Below are 19,529 nucleotides of genomic sequence, written 5' to 3' on the forward strand. Positions count from 1 at the left end.
TATCTTGCTCCCTCATAACCTATGTTATTGGAATTTCTAATTAATTCAAATTCATTTTTCTCTCAACCACTCAGGTAAACTTTTCAACCTCAGTAATCGTTGCTGATAGTCCAAGCATTGTCTGCTAAAGTAATTCTGCAAGCTATAAGTTTCAATTCTCAACGCTATCGGGACAAAAAAAGCATCAACCGCAGTAAAGGCTTCACCTGTAAGAAAATCACTACCGAATTGGCTTAATCCCTGCCGCCAAAGTTGATCCAAACGAGCCAATTCTTGTGCAAGTGCGGTAGAAATTGACGGTGTTTTTAACCGTTCTAATGGACTGAAATCACAAATTTCCCTCAATTGTTCAAACCCAGAATGCATTTCTGCACAAGCTGATCTTGACCAAGCTCTCGCCGATTTGTCTTTTGCCCAAACTTGTGGAAAGATTTCGGCTAAATATTCAATAATAGCAAGACTATCCCAAACGGTCATACCGTTATGTTCCAACACTGGGATTTTACCTGTGGGGGAAAATTGTAAAAAATGTTGACGTTGCAGTATTTTATCTTGCAAATAATGCACATTCACTTGTTCAAAAGGAATATTAAGCTGCTTCATCAAAATCCACACACGCAAAGACCAAGTAGATTTTGGCGGATTAACATAAAGTTTGAACATTTTCCTTCCTCTAGCATTTACGGTCAAAAGATTTTAACCTTAGTTCCAAAAACTACAAAAAATAGGCAGCAAACGCCAACACCGCCGGTAATCCCTGTTTAAACAAAATCCCTTTGTTCGCCGTAATTGCGCCATATATTGCCGCAATGATAACGCAAATAAGGAAGAAATAGGTTAGCGCAACTTGCTGAACCGACAAGGAAAACACTAGACCTGCGGCAAGAAAGCCATTGTATAACCCCTGGTTGGCAAACAAAACTTTGATCTTAGGATTAGCAAGGTCTTGTTCGGTTAATTTAAAAATTCGCCGTGCGACAGGGCTATTTAAAGCGAACATTTCCAAATAAAGAATGTAAAAATGTTCCAATGCCACAAGTGCGGTCAAAATAGAGGCTAAAATTTCCATTAAATTTCTCGAATTAATGAGTTGCCCTGTTCAAGGCTATCCAACCACTGCCATTTTTCATTGCCGATTAATTTTCCTGCATTGATAGAAAAAGTCGTACAACAACGCCCAAATCTGTTTTCTAAAGATTGATTTAAATGCTGATAAGTAAATTCAATCTGCATTTCACCGGTCTTTTTTCCAATTAGAAAACCTTTTAGAATTTCACCACCACTATACTCAGCCCAAACCATCTTTCCTTGTTGGTGGTAATGAAATTGGGTTTGGCAACCCACTTCACCATTTTCAGTATTCTCTACCGCTACAAACTTTTTGTTATTTAAATTCAACATTAAAGTAACTTCGCCGCCGCTTTATCCAAATACCATTCCGTTATGCCGTTCTTGGCGTGAATTTTAGCTGCCGGATAAGGTAATTTTTCCGCAGATGTGGTTTGAATTTCCTTAAGGATTTCCGCTTTACCTTCGCCTGTTACTAAGTAAGTAATACGTTTTGCCTGCTCAATGAATTTGGCGGTTTTGGAAATGCGGGTTTGTCCTGTCTCGGGGTGTTTCGCGATCACTGCAAGATTTTCATCATCAAAATCGGTTTGGTTCGGAAATAACGAAGCCGTGTGTCCGTCCGCGCCCATACCTAAAATAATCCAGTCAAAAACACCGTCAAAAATGACCGCACTTAATTCTTCTTCAAAACGTTTCAATTCTAAGATCGGCTCGTTTTCACCACGGATACGGTGAATATTTTCTGCCGGGATATGAATATGATCAAACAGCAATTTTTGTACTTCACCATAATTACTTTCAGGATTCTCAGGGCTCACCATTCGCTCATCGCCCCACCAAAAATGCAAATTTTTCCACTGCACTTGTGAAGCATAAGGTTCCGTTGCTAAGGTTTTAAATAATAATTTTGGGGTGGAACCGCCCGATAGGGAAATATGCACAGGACGATTAAACTCGCTATAAAGTTGAAATTCTTGAGCGATTTTTTCAACCGCTTGTTGAGCTGTTTTAAAGATAATCGTATTCATCGTTTTCCTTAGTTTGGGAGGGCAAAACAACCTTTGCCCACTTCAATCACATTGCCTCCCACGAAAATCGTGTTTTCGTGATCTACTCGAATAGTCAGCCTATTTGGGCGTTGCATTTTATCGCCCTGATGAATGACCCATTCAAGCGGTGTTTTTTTACGTAAAATTTGCAAGCCCGCCAGATTTGCCGCTGCCGAGCCGGTACCGGGGTCTTCCAATATCGCCCCGGATTGAACGAAAAACATTCTTGACGTAACCTGCTCATTTTCACGATGCCATAAATAGCATTGAGAGGGAGCAAAATCACTTTTTGTTTTCGCTAAAAATGAGGCGCTATTTGGCACGGCATTATGTACCGCCTGTGAGTGGGTTAATTCCGCTAATAACTGCCACGTCCCAGTATTGACCCACACAGGCTCATTTTTTACCTCTTGTGGCGTTAAGCCGAGAAATTCCGCTGTTTCCGCCACGCTCAAATGAGAGGGTTGCGTTTTCACGCCATTTTTTAAGGCGAATTCCACGCCTGTTCCTCTATGTGAAATATCAACCAAACCGGCTTGAGTTTCGATGGTGTAGCGTTTTTCCGCTGAATAATGGCTGTGCAAAATAAAACTCGCCCCTATCGTCGGATGTCCTGCAAACGGCATTTCATAATCGGGGGTAAAAATGCGATATTTTTTGACCGTTTGTGGCTGCTTGGGTGGCAGAATAAATACCGTTTCAGACAAATTAAACTGGCGAGCAATCAACTGCATTTGCTGATCGCTTAACCCCTCAGCATCAGGAAATACCGCCAACGGATTACCGCCGAAATGGCTTTCAGCAAATACATTCACGAGGTAAAAATCGTAATAATTCATCTGTACTTCCCTAAAGTGAGCTACACTTTTTTCTTCATCAAACCGCTTGGTTTACGCCATACACGACCACTTTTCGCAATAAGTTTCTCTGCGGCTGTCGGCCCCCATGTACCTGCTTCATATTCGTGGATTTTGCCCCCGTTCGCTTTGTAATTTAAAATCGGTTGTACAAAACGCCACGCCGCGTGAACTGCATCGGTACGGGCGAACAAGGTGGCATCGCCTTTCATTGCATCAAGCAATAAGCGTTCGTATGCGGTAAGTACTTGCGAACCGGCAAGATCGGCATAACGAAAGTCCATAGAAACTTCCTTAGCTTCAAAACCCGCGCCCGGTTTTTTCAACCCGAAACGCATAGAAATACCTTCATCCGGTTGAATGCGAATAATAAGTTTATTTTCCGGTGCATCTTGGCTAAATACAGGATGCGGAGTCGTTTTAAAGTGAATCACAATTTCCGTAACGCGAGTCGGTAAGCGTTTACCGGTACGGACATAAAAAGGCACGCCAGCCCAACGCCAGTTTTCGATTTCACAACGCAACGCCATATAGGTTTCAGTCTGAGAATCTGCCGGCACACCTTTTTCTTCCAGATAACCTTTCACCGTTTTACCGTTAATTTCTGCAGCGGTGTATTGCCCTAAAACAAGGTTATGTTCCACATCTTCTTGCGTTAACGGGCGTAAACTGTGCATGACTTTTGCCACTTCATCACGCATAGAATCGGCATTAATTATCGCCGGTGGTTCCATCGCCACCATTGCCAGCACTTGTAATAAGTGATTTTGGAACATATCCCGCATTGCGCCGGAACCATCGTAATAACCGCCCCGCTCCTCAACACCGATAGATTCGGCACCGGTGATTTCTACATAATCAATGAAATTGCGATTCCAAAGCGGCTCGAACCAACCGTTAGAAAAACGTAATACGAGCAAGTTTTGTACCGTTTCTTTACCAAGATAGTGATCGATACGATAAATTTGCTGCTCTTCAAAGAAACGGTGAATTTGCACGTCTAATGCCTGTGCGGTTTTTTCATCATAACCGAACGGTTTCTCCACAATGATACGTTTCCAACCGTATTCTTCGGTATTCAGACCGTGTGCGGCCAAACATTCCGGAATCACACCATAAAGACTTGGCGGCGTGGACATATAATAAAGCGTATTGCCGCAGGTTTGATATTTATCATGCAGTTCGTCCAAACGAGGAACAAGTTTGCCGTAATCGGCGGCATCCGAAGTGTTGATAGCTTGATAGTAAAGATGCTGACAAAATGCGTCTAAAGTTTCTGCAGTAGTCTCTTCATTATGAAGTAAGGTTTCACGCATTTTTTCACGGAAAGTTTCATCATTTAAATCGGAGCGTGCGACACCAAGCACCGAAAAATTCTCACTCAATCGTCCGATTTTATACAAATTATAGAGTGCGGGAATGAGTTTACGGTGCGTTAAATCACCGGATGCGCCAAAAATGACGATACAATTATTATCAGTTTGCATAATGATTCCTTATTAAAATACCCGAGCGTTGCGAAATGATGCGCTATTCTAACGAAAATTGCCAATCGAACCAATCAATTAAATTGAAAGATCGATTGCCAATCCGCCGATTTATCCGCCACCATGACAAAATGAGGGTTAATCAACGTTTCACGCCGATTATAAGTCAGTCGCCCAAAGTGCGGTGTGAAAATCGCTCCGCCTGTTTCGCCCAGTAAAACTTCCGCACCTGCCGTATCCCATTCTCCGGTTCTCCCAAGACGGACATAGCAATCTACAACGCCCTCTGCGACCAAACTGCTTTTCAGGCTACTTGAGCCTACTACCACAAATTCACAATCAAAATCTTTCGATAAAATTGACCGCACTTTTTCCTGTGAAGTGGTCGCCCCCACTGCAATGCGTAAAGTGCGGTCGAAATTGAGGGTGTTTTTTGTCAGCTTTTTCACTTGCTCATCTTGTTTTTTGTATGCACCGAAATCCTTCATTGCATAATAAGTAAGGGATAAAACAGGCGCATGAATCACGCTCAATACCGGCTCGTTTTTGCGAACAAGTGTGATTAAAACTGAAAATTGATCCGTACGATTTATAAATTGTTGCGTACCATCAAGGGGATCAATCAACCAATATTCTTCCCAGGTTTGGCGTTCTTCAAAAGGAATATGGCAATTTTCTTCGGAAAGGACTGGCGTGTTCGGGAAAAGTGCGGTCAATTTTTCCGTTAAAAATTGACTAACAAAAAGATCGGCTTCTGTAACGGGCGTATCGTCTTCTTTCATTTTTACATCAATATGCTGCCGATAAAAATGCAGGAGATGATTGCCTGCTTGATAAGCAATCAAGAGAATCTGGTTAAGTAAGTGTTCATTCAGCATCAGCATACAGCCCCCTTATGATTGTGATGATTTTTCTTTCGGCAACAACCACGGTATCACAAACAACGAATAAAATATCATACCGCACGTACTTAATAATCCCAATGACAACCCACCTTCGCTCATCCATTGCCAAAATGTGGGCTCTTCTTCGCTCATCACTAATAAATAAAAATAGGAAGCGACATTACAATAACAGAAAGTAATCAATGACGAGCATAGCACGATTGCGGCGATATTATGCCGAACATAACGAAATTTCATCGCCACTAAAGCGATCAAAAACGCAGGAATCGTGGCAAGAAAAAAAGTGGTAAGCAAATAACGACTAAACGGAACCGCATCAAAATCCGCATCTAAAAACCAAAGTAATGCGGTTGCCAGCAATTGCAAAATCAAGGGAAATAGGATAAGTGTTTTGAGATAAGGTTTCATAAAAAGCAGGTGATTGGGAAAGATGGCCTATTTTATAGGAAAGTCGCACGCTTTTACAGAATCATTATGTTGATGTTTTGGAGGAGCGTTGAGACATAAGGTTACTTAGGATAGAATGGGAAACAATAGCTTTTTTAGAGAGGAAAAGAAATGAAAAACTTAAAATTATCCGCTTTATCTTTGGCATTGGTAAGCTCATTTACGATAAATGATGTAATGGCTGTAGCAAACGAAGAAATAACAGATGAACATTCTACAATCAACGGAAGTAGAGCTTCTTACAGCTATTTCTATACAAATCCTTCCCTAAGCCTTTCTACAAGTTTCCGTAGGGTTGAAAATGGAGCACTAAATATTATTGATTCTTTAATTTCACTAAATGTTGCTGCTAACTCACCAAGGCAGGATAGTCTTTACTCATATTTTTACGAACTCAATAATTCAACGATAAATTTAAAGGATAGCTCTACTATTTATCACCTACACCCAAATTCAAATGGTGTTTTTTTATTAAAAAATTCCACTGCAAATATCATAGATTCAAGTGTTATTTCTAAGGGGGAATTGGGAGCAATCGAATTTACACAAAGTACCGTTATTTTAAATAATGCCTCCATTTCCGCCCCCAAAGAATCCTCAGCATTCATGTATTCTGATAAAAATAATGTAGTGAAAATTGAAAATAACTCGACTATTTCTTCAGGTGAGTTTCTAGGGAGTAATTGGCTGGTAGATGATATTCAACAAGGAAACATTTCTTCCCAAGAAGGAAATATTAATATTGAAATAGCAAATTCAAAAATTATTTCTGATGTATTCGCCTACCTTACTCCAAGTGACGATGAAGTAGGTAAAATTAAAGAGGCGATTACTATTACTGCCGAAAATTCCACTTTATCAGGGCTAACGAAAGCTGTTGATGCCCCAGATTCAACATTGAATTTAACCTTGAATAATTCTGTGTGGAATACTTCACAAACGGAGATTGACGGTAAAACACTATTGGATAGTAGCCTCACGAACCTATCTTTGCAGAAAGGTTCAGTAAATTTTGTCAATACTCTCGGGTTTCAAACTCTTACAATCACTGGCGATTTATCAGGCTCAGGAAATTTCACCCTCAACACTAATCTTGCCAACCAAGAATCCGATAAGATCGTAGTACAAGGCAAAGACAGCGGTCAATTTGGCTTAGATATTCGTAATAGTGATGATGAACCCAACGCCCCAAACGGCAAAGTAACCCTTGTTGAAACACAAACAGGCGAAGCACAATTTAGCTTGCTGAATCGTGAATATGTCGATGCAGGAGCGTATCGTTATCGCTTGAATAAAGAAGGGACAAACTGGGTACTTTCTAACCGTGCAGGAGAAAAGACAACTTCAACACCTGTTGCGCCAACAAATCCGCCTACACCGAAAATCCCAACCAAGCCTACACCATCTGTAGAGGATAACATAGCAGTTCAGCCAATCCCCCCAACAACTCCAAGTGAAAACACGGCACCACAACCGCCGATTATTCCGCCGGTGATTGTACCACCAACAACCACCGAACCGGCTAACCCACAACTTGCCTTAAGTGAAAAATCTAACGCACTGGTTTCACTCCGCCAAGCTCAATTACACCTTGTTGAACAAGGCTTAACGGATTTACACCACCGCCTAGGCGAATTAAAACGTGGCGAACAAGGCAATGTATGGGTGAAAAATGTAAATTCTCGTTCAAAACTGACCGCACTTTCAGTTTCCTCAAATAGCCAATCATCGGGTTTTGAACAAAATATTCACAGCCTACAACTGGGGGCAGATGTTGCATTGAGCGACAATTTCCGTTTGGGCGGATTTATCGGCAATGCCCGTTCCGATGTGGATTTTAATCACGATTATGGTTCAGGCAAAGTTAAAGGACAATCATTCGGGATCTACGGAACCTATCTCGCCGACAACGGTTTCTATTGGGATAACATCGCCAAATACGACCGCTTGAAAGCAGAAAACCCTGAAACAGGCAAACGCAAATATCACGGCTACACCCTTTCCAGCGAAGTGGGGCGGATTCACACACTCGGTTCAGGTTGGACAATCACACCACAACTTCAACTTGCGTGGACAACCCTTTCAGGACAAAGCGATGAAGATCGCCTGAATGCCTACACGGGACGAGCAGGTGTGCGTGTTGCCAAAACGATTGAATTCAACGGCTGGAATATACAACCTTACGCCGAAATTAATGGCGTAAAAACGAAAACCCGCCACAATCAAGTACGTGTCAATCAATACGCATTTGATGTTGCTGAAACAGGTAGCCGTTTTGAAAGTGCCTTGGGTTTAAATGCCCAATTCGGGCAACACCGATTCGGACTTGAAGGCGGTTTCACAAGCGGTAAAAAACTCGACCAACCTTACAAAGTGCAATTGACGTATCGGTATAGTTGGTAGCTACAAACACGTTTAAAAAAATCCCCCTGCTGTTGTACAGGGGGATTTTTCTTTCCAGCCAATCTTATTGTTATCCTAGCATTGCCTGTTTAAATCTCGTAAAATTTCGACCGCACTTTTGCCGATAAACAATTTCCCTTTGGCAACCGCACCCGATAAAGTCGTGTCACCACCGCTGGTGAGGCTGATGGTTTCACTGTCTAAATGGCTGTTGTTTTGAATTGTATGGCGTTCGTCTTATTTGCCCTTGCTAAAACCACCTTCAGGCGGATTGTTTAAATCATGAAACAAACTTATGATCCTCATACTCCCATTCAAAATATTTTCTTAATTTACGCAGTATATCCTCCCAAGTCTCACCTTCAATAGAATTGACTAGAATTTTCAGTTCTCTTTCTAAATCATCAAAATCATCAAAATCAACAATAATTGTTTTTTCTCCTAATAATATCTTGTCTTTTTCTATCCAGTGTTTTACCCAATTAAGATTAACTACATGAACTAAAAAATAATCTGCCGAGATATTATCTTGCTCACCTATAGATAAAGATAAGGTTAAGCAGTATGTAGGTTCTAACATTGCTAATTGAGCTTCATATTTATTAGAAACAGTGTAAAAATAAATATCTTTTAAATCAGCTCTTAACATAACTAATCCTTAATATTAATATGCAAATTACTCTCTGAAATGAATTTTCCTTTTTCATTTGTATATCCCCTTTCAAAATTAGCTTGAATACCTGTTTTGGCATAAGGAGAATTAAGCTTGCTATTTGCAGGTCTATATCTCCTTGTTCCATCTAAACTTGTCAATCCACCATCACTATTGCGAATTGCACCATCACCAACCCATTCTGATGCCAATCTCTCCGTCTCTTTACGAGTAAATATTCCATTAACAGTTAAATTCCCTTTTCCAAACGCAGCATGATCCAATACAGGATTTTTAGTTACCGTATTCTGGAGATTTTCCTTAATCAATTGTTCTTTCAACTTCGGATACAACGCCACATTTTCAGCCCCTGACGGATAATCACTATCCCCAACCATCTTACGCTGATGCTTATCCATTCCTGAAGCAGGGTAAGCTTTATTTTTCTCACTGACTAAGTTTTTGACTTTATTAAATCCATCCTTAGCCAAACCACCTACCGCACCAATTGCAGAGCCTGCCTCTATCGCCGTTAAACCTAACTTTGTTGCGCTAGAAAGTTTACTGAAACTTTCCGCATTTTCTTTATCCACCAAGTTTGATAAGGTTATGCGATTCGCTGAATTGAGGTCATTCGGGTAATACACCATCATACTACTGAAAAAACCTAGGTTGTTCTCTAACTCTTGGGCACCGGTATTCATTTGATATAAATGCGCACTTTCACAAAGGACATTACCTTTACAAGCGATTAATTCCTTACGATTTTTTTCACTGAGTCCTTTGTATTTTTCAAAAATCGGCTTAGTATCCCGACCTTCTTTCTGCGCTTTATCCAACTCCCGAATGAGATTTTCTACATCAATATTACTAAAGTAGTTATTCTCCACCGCACTTTTCGCCGTTCTCATACCTTGTAGCGTGGAAGCGGTATTACCGCCTGTCACATTGCCCGCTAATGCCCCCGAAAGCTGTCCTGCTAGTGAAAGAAGATTGCGCTCTTCTTCCGTCAGTTGACTTGCCGATTTGTTAAACACCATCTCAGAAAGCAACATCGCACTTGCCTCACCTGCTACACCGGAGGCTGCTCCGGCAAAGGCATTGTTTCCGCTCGCTTTGGCTTCAAGTGCGGAAAGCGTGGCGTGTGCCAGTAAATTCGCCAGTCTGCTGTCTTTAGTGTATTCGTGAATTTTGGCATTTAGCTCCGGAGAAAGGGCTGATACTGCTGCTTCGCCTGCACTACCTCCCGATAAAATCGTACCCAATGTCATCACCGCCGCATCAAGTTTGCGTTTTGACGAGCCACCTGTCTGCCAACTTTCGGCTTCCGCTTTTGCTTGATTGTATATGTGCGTTAAGTTTGATAATTCCTCTTTTGACGCGTTTTCGGCTTTTGCTTTAGTCAGTGCTTTTTCTGCCTTTTTAACTTCTTCTTGAGCCGCTTTTTGTTTCTGCTCAGAATAGGTCGTAACCGCTTCCGACATATCTCCCACAGCTCCCGCTATGACTTGCTGCTCTTTAAGCTTTTGTTTGATATCAAAGGTTGTTTTCACTTGGCTGTTGGCTTGGCTAAGCTCGGTGTTTATCCCCAATGCCTTCGCGGTGGTTTCAGTCGGTTGGCTATCCTTATTTAAGATAATCTTGCCTTCCGTTAAGGTCGCTTTGGTGATGCTGCTATCACTTTCACTAGCATATAACGGGATTGCCGGGTTAATACTGTTGCTTTGTGGCGTCCCCGTAAGCTTGGCAACTTTTGCTTGTTGCTCTGCTTCCTCAGCGGTTTAAATCTCGCAGAATTTAGACCGCACTTTTGCCAATAAATAATATGTGCTTTTGGCAAAAGTGCGGTCAGATTGAGCTGATTCTTTAACAAGATCAGAAATCTAATTTTATAAATGGAAACTCCTTTTTAAACCTTTCTAATATATGAGGATTTTTTTCTAAAGCTGATAAAGCTTCTTTTTTTGATACTGGACTATCAAACATACTTCCGAAACGCTTTATTGCTATTCCATATATTGAATTATACTCCTTATCATTTAATATTGGATCGGGTGTAAACCCGATAATCTTTAATAAATCATAGAAAGAGCCATCAAAATCAATTAAATCGAAAATATATAATGGTAATTCTTCTATACTACTATCATTTATAACTAAACTAACCCACTCTCTAAATTCGATTCTATTAATTGCTCCAGTAATTAAACAGGATTTAACAAATCCAATATCTTCACTGGACTCCCGTGTTAATTTAAACTTATTTACCATCTTTTATTCCCTCCCATCCTATGTGACCTGTATTTTTATGAATATCAGAATCAATTAATTGCATCTTTCCTGTATCCTGATTGTGATGCCATGTAAATCCTGGTATTTTACTTTCTCCTCTGTAAATAGCTTCTAATTGAGACGGAGTAAATTTATTTTTACTAACATATCCATTATTGATAGCATTTGCTAAATCTCTACTAGCCATCCGCATTTGCTCTTGATAAGAAGTATTCCTGAAATCAGTAATATCTAATTTTTTGCTCGGCGTGATATTTTTCAGTGTTTTGACGGCTGATAATCTCAAGCCCTTTAAGGTCGGCTTCCCAACGCTCTGCCTTAAGGTTGGCTGCATCCAAAGTCAGTTTGCCATCTGGGCTATTGGTTATAATCGTGCTGCTGTGTAATAAGCTGTTTTGCCAAGTATTCATCTTAAAAATCTAATTTTATAAACGGAAACATTTTCTTATATTTATCCAAAATATAAGGATGTTTATTTAAAGCTATAATAGCATCATCCTTAGAAACACAAGGGTCATATAATACTTTAAATCTTTCATATGCAATATAATATAATGCATAATCCTCTTCTTTAGATAAATCATTATTAAATTCAAAGCCAATTACATCATATATTTTAAATAGCGAATCATTAAAAAATAATAAATCAAACATAAATAATGGTATTTCATCACTCTCTAAGTCATTAATCACTAGTTCTACCCATTGTTTAAATTCATCTAAATTGACCGCTTGATTGTACAAGCAAGATATTGCAAAATTTAGATCACTTGCATTATTTTTATATATTTTCCACATAATTATTTTCCTTTTTGGATACTGTCACCACCAATATGCCCTGTTTTTGAATGAATTCTCTCATTTATAAGTTGCATTCTCCCCGTATCTTGATGATGATGCCATGTTAAATGAGGAATTTTACTTTTTCCTTTCTTGATTGCATCAAGTTGCTCTATGGTAAATTTATTTTTATCAATATGCCCTTTTTCAATAGCTTTAGCTAAATCTTGTGTTGCGAGCTTCATTTGCTCTTCATAAGATATAGATTTGAAATCTGAAATTCTAATTTTAGTATCATACTTCGCTATATCATCAAAAATAGGAAAACCTTTATTATCAAATGGAACATCTGTCACAGGATGTTTTTTACCTGCAAGTTTCACATTTTTGGAATTTAAAGGCGGAACCGTTGTTGATTTAACATTAGATTTACCATAAACCTCTTCAAAGCCTTTTCTAAGCTCCTTAGAGTCATAAATCCCATTGACCGAATTATTTATATAACGAGCCGCTTCTTGTTGATGTTTAACGACTTCCGCTATATTCCCTACTTTTTCTGCAGCCTTCGCCTTTTGAATTGAAACCTTCGCTGCTTTAAGCGGTTTGGTAACAAAATCTGCCCCCGGAATAATCCCTATTGTCGCTAACGCATAATCAATTCCATCTTCTGCTTCAACAAAGGATTTCGCATCACCAACAACCGGTGTTAAATCTGCAATAAAACCTGCAATATTACCCGTTGTTTTAAGGTTTTCGATAAGCTCAGGATGTGCTTTTTCAAATTTCTCAATAGCGGCTTTTTCTACATCTGTAGCGATTTGTTTTGCTTGCTCTGCTTGAGCTAGGCTATTAAGAACCTCTGGTGAATAACCAAATAAATTATTCTCCACCGCATTCTTCGCTATCGCTGAACCCGTGCTGACTGCATTCAAGGTTTCTGCACTGTTACCTTTAGTTGCCGCCCCTGCCGCTACACCGGCTAAGGCTTTGGTGATTTCAAGCACTTGCTCTTTTTCTTCAGGGGTGAGTTCGCTCGGGTCTTTTTGGTAAATGCCTTGGGTTAAGGCTCTTGCACCGAGCTCTGCCGTTGCCGCTGAAATCGCCCCCGTACTCGCTTTACCGCCCGAAAGCTCTGCTTCGATTGCGCCCCATAATACATGCGCCGCAATATTCGCCGTTTCGCTTTGTGCCGTGAGCGTTTTTATCGCTTGGTTTACATAAGGGGAGGCTGCGCCCGCCGCAATAGCTTCGGTCGGTTTACCTGCCAAGGCAAGGCTAAGTGCGGTCGTTACCGCCTCCACTTTGCGTTTATGTTCTCCCGAGGTTTGCCATTTCTCCGCTTCTTGTTTCTTCTGAGCTGCCTCTGCGATTTTTCCTGCTTTAGCCAGTTCTTCCGCTTCTTCATTCAGTGCCTTCGCTTTACTTTCCGTATAAGCCTGAGCCGCTGCGCCGATTTCCCCTATTGCATTACCAATCACCTGCTGTTCGCTAAGTTTTTGTTGGATATCAAAGGTTGCTTTCACTTGGCTGTTGGCTTGGCTAAGCTCAGTGTTTATCCCCAATGCTTTCGCCGTGGTTTCAGTCGGTTGGCTATCCTTATTTAAGATAATCTTGCCTTCCGTTAAGGTCGCTTTGGTTATGCTGCTATCACTTTCACTAGCATATAACGGGATTGTCGGGTTGATACCATCACTTTGTGGCGTCCCCGTAAGCTTGGAAATTTTTGCCTGTTGTGCCGCTTCTTCCTCAGTTTTGGCTTCTACGCCGCCGAGTTTATTGAGATTGGCTGAGCCACTGATGCTGCCACTGATGGCTCGGCTTTGGCTTTCGTTTTTAATGTCGCTAAAGGTCAGGGTATTGGTTTTCAGTTCACTGTTATTTGGGTTGGCGCTGGCGATTGCTCCGCCTTTAAGTTGAACGTGGTTCGCATTAATATGGTAACCGCCTTCTTCTGTAAATAAGCCCGACTGCTCAGCCACTTGTTTGCTGCTTGACTTGCCGCTTGAGGCATTGCCGTAACCGCTTGCTCCCCATCCCGTTCCCAATGACACCTGTATTCTTCCGCCGAAGCCTGCGCTACTGCTTTGGCTGTGATGTTCATCTTGGCGGCTTTCTATCTTCAAGGTACCGCCCACATCGGTGTGAATTGTCTTGGCTTTCGCTACCGCACCCGCTAGAGTCGTGTCGCCACCGCTGCTGAGGCTGATGCTTTCACTGTCTAAATGGCTGTTGTTTTGAATAAGATGACGTTCGTCTTGTTTACTATTGCTAAAGCCGCCTTGCGCATAAACGTAAACGCCTGTTTGAGCACCGATGGCGACACCCGCACCCACTTCCACTCCGCTACTTTGTTGTCTGCCTTTTTGCGTTGCCGTACTTTGACTTGATTCAAGCACGAGCTCTTTTGCCGCATTTAAGCGAATTGAGCTGTCCGCTAACCGCTTGCCTTCCGCATCTCGACTCGTGAAATCCGTCTGTTTCGCACGAATATCACCACGGCGGGATTTGATGTCGATATGTTGTGCATTAAGCAGATTGCCTTGCGCTTCTGCCTGTTTCGATTCAAGTCGTTCTCGGCTGTGGCTATAGCCCGTCCCCGCTTCCACCCGTAATAATGCACCGCCGGCGGCCGCATTGGCGTAGGTGGAGTAGGCTTTCGCCGCCACATTTACATCTCTTCTAAGAGTACCAATTTGAATGCTCACTCTATTTTTTCTTATTTTTCATCACCCTCTCTGCATATTTATTTAACTTTTTTTTTCCTCCATATTTATATAAACATAAATTTATTATAAACCAAGGGGTACATATTATAATAGTAGTTTGGAACGCTTCTAATAATGAGAAGTTTATATAGAACTCATCATAATATATATATATACTAACAAATATATCCCTAATTAATAATAATAAAAAAATACCTAAAAAATACCCCCCCCATGATATATAAAAATTTTTTTTCATTTTAATTCCTGATCCTTAATTAAAGCTTTCTTCCTAAAATCCTCTACATTAGATTTTATTTCATCTTTATTACCTAAATATTCACTGACAGTCTGAGAAAGTACTGGTTTGAATAGTATATTTCCGTAGGATGAACCAAAGTTTATTCTTGATACAGATTTAGAGCCTAATGTACTTAAAACTGCCCCTGCCGCATTCCAACCATAGTCATTATGATCTGTTGTTCCCAATGTACTTATCCCCACATTGATACTCACTTGCTGGCTTAATGACCTGCCTCTTGTGAGTACCGTGGAAAGCTCGGCTTGAAGTAGGTTGTAAGGATCGTATTTATCATTTTTGGAAAGTTGATAACCCGTATTAGCGACTGCTGTAACAGCAATATCGGAAGCAAGTGGATATTTCTCCGCGGCATTCGCTAAGCTTTTGCCTATAAGTGGGGCTTTACTTAATACTGAGGCACTTGTGACACCAACGCCTCCTGCTAACGTTAATCCATCCATTACAGAGCGGCTTAACTGTCCGTGGAATGAGTTATTATGCACATCTACAGTATTCAGATCTTTACTCACTGAATAATAGAGATTTTCTAATTTCGATTTATTTTCATTACGCCAGCCTAAAGCATTTTTATGCTCCGCAGATAAATTATCGACATATTGTCGTTTCATTAGACTACTTCCCGCATAAGGATAAGAATAATCTTTCTGATAATCACCTTTCAGATAATTCTTCTCAAATTGCTTTATCGCATTATCTTTACTCATTGATTGAGCGAGTTTTACTCCCGTTGCGGTATTACCCGTCATGGTTTCTTTAATATAGCGGTTTAGATAGCTATCTAACGCTTGTTGTTCTGGTGCGGATAATTTGCCTCCTTTCTTAACGATATCCAGTAGTGCATCGCTAATTTGGTCCGATTGGGTTAAATGAATAAACTCACGCTTTTCTTTTTCTGAAAGGCTATCAACGCCTTGCTCTAAGGCTTTATCCCTTAATTGATTAAGACGTTTTCTTGAAGCATCGCTTAGGAAATTATTCTCCACCGCATTCTTCGCTATCGCTGAACCCGTGCTGACTGCATTCAAGGTTTCTGCACTGTTACCTTTAGTTGCCGCCCCTGCCGCTACACCGGCTAAGGCTTTGGTGATTTCAAGCACTTGCTCTTTTTCTTCAGGGGTGAGTTCGCTCGGCTCTTTTTGGTAAATGCCCTGCGTTAAGGCTCTTGCCCCTAATTCAGCGGTTGCTGCTGAAATAGCACCTGTACTCGCTTTACCGCCCGAAAGCTCCGCTTCGATTGCGCCCCATAATACATGCGCCGCAATATTCGCCGTTTCGCTTTGTGCCGTGAGCGTTTTTATCGCTTGATTCACATAAGGGGAGGCTGCGCCCGCCGCAATGGCTTCGGTCGGTTTGCCTGCAAGCGCCAGGCTAAGTGCGGTTGTTACCGCCTCGACTTTACGTTTATGTTCGCCTGAGGTTTGCCATTTCTCCGCTTCTTGTTTCTTCTGAGCTGCCTCTGCGATTTTTCCTGCTTTAGCCAGTTCGTCCGCTTCTTCATTCAGTGCCTTCGCTTTACTTTCCGTATAAGCCTGAGCCGCTGCGCCGATTTCCCCTATTGCATTACCAATCACCTGCTGTTCGCTAAGTTTTTGTTTGATATCAAAGGTTGTTTTCACTTGGCTGTTGGCTTGGCTAAGCTCGGTGTTTATCCCCAATGCCTTCGCGGTGGTTTCAGTCGGTTGGCTATCCTTATTTAAGATAATCTTGCCTTCCGTTAAGGTCGCCTTGGTGATGCTGCTATCACTTTCACTAGCATATAACGGGATTGTCGGGTTAATACTGTTGCTTTGTGGCGTCCCCGTGAGCTTGGCAATTTTTGCCTGTTGTGCCGCTTCTTCCTCAGTTTTGGCTTCTACGCCGCCGAGTTTATTCAGGTTGGCTGAGCCACTGATGCTGCCACTGATGGCTCGGCTTTGGCTTTCGTTTTTAATGTCGCTGAAGGTCAGGGTGTTGGTTTTCAGTTCACTATTAGTCGGGTTGGTACCGGCAATCGCGCCGCCCTTAAGTTGAACGTGGTTCGCATTAATATGGTAACCACCTTCTTCTGCAAATAAGCCCGACTGCTCAGCCACTTGTTTGCTGCTTGACTTGCCGCTTGAGGCATTGCCATAACCGCTTGCTCCCCATCCCGTTCCCAATGACACCTGTATTCTTCCGCCGAAGCCTGCGCTACTGCTTTGGCTGCGATGTTCATCTTGGCGGCTTTCTATCTTCAAGGTACCGCCCACATCGGTGTGAATTGTCTTGGCTTTCGCTACCGCACCCGCTAGAGTGGTATCACCACCGCTGGTAAGGCTGATGTTTTCACTCTCTAAATGGCTGTTGTTTTGAATTGTATGGCGTTCGTCTTGTTTCGCATTGCTAAAGCCGCCTTGCGCATAAACGTAAACCCCTGTTTGAGCACCGATGGCGACACCCGCACCCACTTCCACACCACTACTTTGTTGTCTGCCTTTTTGCGTTGCCGTACTTTGACTTGATTCAAGCACGAGCTCTTTTGCCGCATTTAAGCGAATTGAGCTGTCCGCTAACCGCTTGCCTTCCGCATCTCGACTCGTGAAATCCGTCTGTTTCGCACGAATATCACCACTGCGGGATTTGATGTCGATATGTTGTGCATTCAGCGTATTGCCTTGCGCTTCTGCCTGTTTCGATTCAAGTCGTTCTCGGCTGTGGCTATAGCCCGTGCCGGCTTCCACCCGTAATAATGCACCGCCGGCGGCCGCATTGGCGTAAGTAGAGTAAGCTTTTGCCGCAATGCCTAAGGCTTGTGCCGCTTTCACCCGGTCGTTCGCTTCTTTATTGCCTACGGTTCGTTCCACCGCTTGCACCAAATCAATTATCGGGGAAGCCACGCGGGCAAATGTCCCCATTTTTAAATCGCTTTGGTGGCTGGCGCTTTCGCCCGTATTGTGTGCCACGTCAAAGGTGACGTTTTCCGCTTCAATGTCGATGCGTTTTTTCGCTAAAATTTGACCGCTCTTTTGGTTAAAATCTTTGCCGGCATTAATCTCGACATTGCCGTTAAGACTTGCCACCATTGCACCGCTGTGGCTGACGCTTTCTGCATTTTCACTGTTTAATTGACGGTGATAACCCGAGAAACGCTCCGTTTCCGAAACCACCGCTTCACCGATACGGTGTTTTTCACCGGAAGTCGACTGCCCCGTCCGTTTTTGTGCCGTGCTTAACACGACATTCCCACCTGCGGAAATGCGGTTATCCTCCTCACTCACCAATTGCGTACCCATCAAACGCACATCACCTTGTTGTGCACTGAGTTGGCTATTGCCGCCAAAGGATAAAACGCTCGCCCGTTCTATCAGTGTATCCCCCGCACCCAGCTCTTTTTCACTAAATACCCCTGCCGCGGAAGTCGCCCCTTTCGAACTGTCAAACGACACGCCTTTACGGCTTGAACGGTTATTTTGTGTCGTGGACGAGCGAGCAACATCCAGCACGATGTCCTTCTTCGCCCATAAGCTGCCGTCACCTTTGGCTGAAAGTTGCGTACCTTATCAGCAAAGCGAACTCTTTGTACTTATCTCTTAAACCAAGAAAAAAAGCCTTTTTTCTTGGTTTTTTCTTCCTGCTCTTTGGCTATTCGCATTCTCTCGTGCCACATATCTATCCATTCTTGATGTGGGCGAGAAAAATCATATTCCTTCATAAAATCATAAGGATCTTCATATTTATCCAAAGGCTTATATTCAATCAACTCTTTTGGGGCGATTGGGCTGTCGATACCTAAATCAAATCCGTGGATCGCTGCTATTTTTGCATACATAACCACTTGCATTTGCAGATAAAAATCAAACCAAACATTGTTATCATACACCGCCCTTCTAGCGAGTTTCGGTTCTAATAATTTATTTAATGCAGTTCGCATTTCATCAATAGATTGATTACAAAGCCCTACATAAAACTCGTGATCGGGAATTCTTTTTTCATCCGCTTTTTGTTTTTTGGGATCGTTTAAAAATAATAAAGCTCTTTCTTTTAAAAGTTCCCAATCGCCAGCTAGTGCTAATAAAGTATTTCTTAAAAAGAAAGAATAAGTATCTGTATCCTTTTTTTCATACAATATGTCAGCTCTATAACTATCTTTACATTTCTTCAAGTAAGTAAGTAATTCTGGACTATCCGACATAATTGGTGTAAAAAAACAACTCGTATTATACCCCCAAATCCAAGCATTATATTCTTCAGATCCTAAAATATAAAGTTTAGATGCAATGTAAGCATTATACTTAAAGCTATTAATATCTGAATTAAGTAACAAATTAAGTGATGATTGAGCAACATAATAATTTGCGATTCCAGTCATACAAGCAAATGGATTTCCTAATCCTGTGTGTATAATATTCAATTGTTCTTTTAGTGTGTTTTTAGCTACTTTTCTTGGCATGGCTATATTTCTTTTAAAATCATAGTCATATAAATCACAATACCCTATACCTTTAAGGTAATTTGCACTATTTTTAACATGTTCAACACTTTCTTGATAATTTCTTTTTGCTGAACTTATTAAATAAACACTATAATTTTTACTCATTATA

General features: G+C 41.5%; 20 protein-coding genes. 1 reads left to right on the forward strand and 19 read right to left on the reverse strand.

The window, feature by feature from the left end:
• Nucleotides 1-51: 51 nt before the first annotated feature.
• From HEMROJRC1_RS04155 to HEMROJRC1_RS04190, 8 genes are all read right to left on the reverse strand, one after another.
• A complete protein-coding gene (locus HEMROJRC1_RS04155) occupies nucleotides 52-663 on the reverse strand; it encodes a glutathione S-transferase family protein (RefSeq protein ID WP_226691755.1) in 612 nt (203 codons plus the stop codon).
• A 52-nt stretch (nucleotides 664-715) separates the two neighbouring features.
• A complete protein-coding gene (locus tag HEMROJRC1_RS04160) occupies nucleotides 716-1,069 on the reverse strand; it encodes a DUF1304 domain-containing protein (protein ID WP_226691756.1) in 354 nt (117 codons plus the stop codon).
• Nucleotides 1,069-1,401 (reverse strand): n-acetylglutamate synthase, encoded by a 333-nt coding sequence (locus tag HEMROJRC1_RS04165; RefSeq protein ID WP_226691757.1) that lies wholly within the window; start codon nucleotides 1,399-1,401, stop codon nucleotides 1,069-1,071. The genes HEMROJRC1_RS04160 and HEMROJRC1_RS04165 overlap by 1 nt, the downstream gene beginning before the upstream one ends.
• A complete protein-coding gene (pgl, locus tag HEMROJRC1_RS04170; protein WP_226691758.1) occupies nucleotides 1,401-2,099 on the reverse strand; it encodes a 6-phosphogluconolactonase in 699 nt (232 codons plus the stop codon). Before pgl ends, HEMROJRC1_RS04165 begins: the two co-directional genes overlap by 1 nt.
• An 8-nt stretch (nucleotides 2,100-2,107) precedes the next feature.
• The gene (locus tag HEMROJRC1_RS04175; RefSeq protein ID WP_226691759.1) at nucleotides 2,108-2,959 is read right to left on the reverse strand and encodes a PhzF family phenazine biosynthesis protein; all 852 of its coding nucleotides are present in this window, start codon (nucleotides 2,957-2,959) and stop codon (nucleotides 2,108-2,110) included.
• A 20-nt stretch (nucleotides 2,960-2,979) separates the two neighbouring features.
• Entirely contained in the window at nucleotides 2,980-4,464 is a 1,485-nt protein-coding gene (zwf, locus tag HEMROJRC1_RS04180; protein ID WP_226691760.1) for a glucose-6-phosphate dehydrogenase, read from the reverse strand.
• Between the two features lie 74 nt (nucleotides 4,465-4,538).
• On the reverse strand, nucleotides 4,539-5,348 hold the full coding sequence (gene cysQ, locus HEMROJRC1_RS04185; RefSeq protein WP_226691761.1) for a 3'(2'),5'-bisphosphate nucleotidase CysQ: 810 nt from the start codon (nucleotides 5,346-5,348) through the stop codon (nucleotides 4,539-4,541).
• A 9-nt stretch (nucleotides 5,349-5,357) separates the two neighbouring features.
• Nucleotides 5,358-5,777: a hypothetical protein gene (locus tag HEMROJRC1_RS04190; RefSeq protein ID WP_226691762.1), complete on the reverse strand. Its 420-nt coding sequence runs from the start codon at nucleotides 5,775-5,777 to the stop codon at nucleotides 5,358-5,360.
• A 150-nt stretch (nucleotides 5,778-5,927) separates the two neighbouring features.
• On the opposite strand from HEMROJRC1_RS04190, the gene HEMROJRC1_RS04195 reads away from it, so the two are divergent.
• Entirely contained in the window at nucleotides 5,928-8,219 is a 2,292-nt protein-coding gene (locus HEMROJRC1_RS04195) for an autotransporter outer membrane beta-barrel domain-containing protein (protein ID WP_226691763.1), read from the forward strand.
• Between the two features lie 75 nt (nucleotides 8,220-8,294).
• On the opposite strand, the gene HEMROJRC1_RS10915 is transcribed toward HEMROJRC1_RS04195, so the two are convergent.
• The 11 genes from HEMROJRC1_RS10915 to HEMROJRC1_RS04250 form a co-directional block, all read right to left on the reverse strand.
• Nucleotides 8,295-8,441 (reverse strand): hemagglutinin repeat-containing protein, encoded by a 147-nt coding sequence (locus HEMROJRC1_RS10915; protein WP_226692926.1) that lies wholly within the window; start codon nucleotides 8,439-8,441, stop codon nucleotides 8,295-8,297.
• 58 nt (nucleotides 8,442-8,499) lie between these two features.
• Nucleotides 8,500-8,868 carry an Imm8 family immunity protein gene (locus tag HEMROJRC1_RS04205; protein ID WP_226691764.1) on the reverse strand — a complete coding sequence of 123 codons (369 nt, stop codon included), beginning with the start codon at nucleotides 8,866-8,868 and terminating at the stop codon, nucleotides 8,500-8,502.
• A 2-nt stretch (nucleotides 8,869-8,870) separates the two neighbouring features.
• Entirely contained in the window at nucleotides 8,871-10,463 is a 1,593-nt protein-coding gene (locus tag HEMROJRC1_RS04210) for a VENN motif pre-toxin domain-containing protein (RefSeq protein WP_226691765.1), read from the reverse strand.
• 283 nt (nucleotides 10,464-10,746) lie between these two features.
• Complete coding sequence (locus HEMROJRC1_RS04215; RefSeq protein WP_226691766.1) at nucleotides 10,747-11,142, reverse strand: hypothetical protein; 396 nt, start codon at nucleotides 11,140-11,142, stop codon at nucleotides 10,747-10,749.
• On the reverse strand, nucleotides 11,132-11,449 hold the full coding sequence (locus HEMROJRC1_RS04220) for an HNH endonuclease (RefSeq protein WP_226691767.1): 318 nt from the start codon (nucleotides 11,447-11,449) through the stop codon (nucleotides 11,132-11,134). Before HEMROJRC1_RS04220 ends, HEMROJRC1_RS04215 begins: the two co-directional genes overlap by 11 nt.
• Complete coding sequence (locus HEMROJRC1_RS04225) at nucleotides 11,385-11,573, reverse strand: hemagglutinin repeat-containing protein (protein ID WP_226691768.1); 189 nt, start codon at nucleotides 11,571-11,573, stop codon at nucleotides 11,385-11,387. Before HEMROJRC1_RS04225 ends, HEMROJRC1_RS04220 begins: the two co-directional genes overlap by 65 nt.
• Before the next feature lies 1 nt (nucleotide 11,574).
• Entirely contained in the window at nucleotides 11,575-11,961 is a 387-nt protein-coding gene (locus tag HEMROJRC1_RS04230; protein WP_226691769.1) for a hypothetical protein, read from the reverse strand.
• A 2-nt stretch (nucleotides 11,962-11,963) separates the two neighbouring features.
• On the reverse strand, nucleotides 11,964-14,648 hold the full coding sequence (locus HEMROJRC1_RS04235) for a hemagglutinin repeat-containing protein (RefSeq protein WP_226691770.1): 2,685 nt from the start codon (nucleotides 14,646-14,648) through the stop codon (nucleotides 11,964-11,966).
• Between the two features lies 1 nt (nucleotide 14,649).
• Entirely contained in the window at nucleotides 14,650-14,907 is a 258-nt protein-coding gene (locus HEMROJRC1_RS04240) for a hypothetical protein (protein WP_226691771.1), read from the reverse strand.
• Nucleotides 14,904-18,431 (reverse strand): hemagglutinin repeat-containing protein, encoded by a 3,528-nt coding sequence (locus HEMROJRC1_RS04245; RefSeq protein ID WP_226691772.1) that lies wholly within the window; start codon nucleotides 18,429-18,431, stop codon nucleotides 14,904-14,906. The genes HEMROJRC1_RS04240 and HEMROJRC1_RS04245 overlap by 4 nt, the downstream gene beginning before the upstream one ends.
• A gap of 80 nt (nucleotides 18,432-18,511) precedes the next feature.
• Nucleotides 18,512-19,525 (reverse strand): Imm49 family immunity protein, encoded by a 1,014-nt coding sequence (locus tag HEMROJRC1_RS04250; RefSeq protein ID WP_226691773.1) that lies wholly within the window; start codon nucleotides 19,523-19,525, stop codon nucleotides 18,512-18,514.
• Nucleotides 19,526-19,529 lie beyond the last annotated feature (4 nt).

This window comes from Rodentibacter sp. JRC1, from assembly GCF_020521555.1.
Lineage (GTDB): Bacteria > Pseudomonadota > Gammaproteobacteria > Enterobacterales > Pasteurellaceae > Rodentibacter > Rodentibacter abscessus.

What these genes read in the sequence shown, in the direction of transcription:
- HEMROJRC1_RS04155 (WP_226691755.1), bottom strand. Translation starts at nt 663, where the DNA reads ATGTTCAAACTTTATGTTAATCCGCCAAAATCTACTTGGTCTTTGCGT.
- HEMROJRC1_RS04160 (WP_226691756.1), bottom strand. Translation starts at nt 1,069, where the DNA reads ATGGAAATTTTAGCCTCTATTTTGACCGCACTTGTGGCATTGGAACAT.
- HEMROJRC1_RS04165 (WP_226691757.1), bottom strand. Translation starts at nt 1,401, where the DNA reads ATGTTGAATTTAAATAACAAAAAGTTTGTAGCGGTAGAGAATACTGAA.
- pgl (WP_226691758.1), bottom strand. Translation starts at nt 2,099, where the DNA reads ATGAATACGATTATCTTTAAAACAGCTCAACAAGCGGTTGAAAAAATC.
- HEMROJRC1_RS04175 (WP_226691759.1), bottom strand. Translation starts at nt 2,959, where the DNA reads ATGAATTATTACGATTTTTACCTCGTGAATGTATTTGCTGAAAGCCAT.
- zwf (WP_226691760.1), bottom strand. Translation starts at nt 4,464, where the DNA reads ATGCAAACTGATAATAATTGTATCGTCATTTTTGGCGCATCCGGTGAT.
- cysQ (WP_226691761.1), bottom strand. Translation starts at nt 5,348, where the DNA reads ATGCTGATGCTGAATGAACACTTACTTAACCAGATTCTCTTGATTGCT.
- HEMROJRC1_RS04190 (WP_226691762.1), bottom strand. Translation starts at nt 5,777, where the DNA reads ATGAAACCTTATCTCAAAACACTTATCCTATTTCCCTTGATTTTGCAA.
- HEMROJRC1_RS04195 (WP_226691763.1), top strand. Translation starts at nt 5,928, where the DNA reads ATGAAAAACTTAAAATTATCCGCTTTATCTTTGGCATTGGTAAGCTCA.
- HEMROJRC1_RS04205 (WP_226691764.1), bottom strand. Translation starts at nt 8,868, where the DNA reads ATGTTAAGAGCTGATTTAAAAGATATTTATTTTTACACTGTTTCTAAT.
- HEMROJRC1_RS04215 (WP_226691766.1), bottom strand. Translation starts at nt 11,142, where the DNA reads ATGGTAAATAAGTTTAAATTAACACGGGAGTCCAGTGAAGATATTGGA.
- HEMROJRC1_RS04225 (WP_226691768.1), bottom strand. Translation starts at nt 11,573, where the DNA reads ATGAATACTTGGCAAAACAGCTTATTACACAGCAGCACGATTATAACC.
- HEMROJRC1_RS04230 (WP_226691769.1), bottom strand. Translation starts at nt 11,961, where the DNA reads ATGTGGAAAATATATAAAAATAATGCAAGTGATCTAAATTTTGCAATA.
- HEMROJRC1_RS04240 (WP_226691771.1), bottom strand. Translation starts at nt 14,907, where the DNA reads ATGAAAAAAAATTTTTATATATCATGGGGGGGGTATTTTTTAGGTATT.
- HEMROJRC1_RS04250 (WP_226691773.1), bottom strand. Translation starts at nt 19,525, where the DNA reads ATGAGTAAAAATTATAGTGTTTATTTAATAAGTTCAGCAAAAAGAAAT.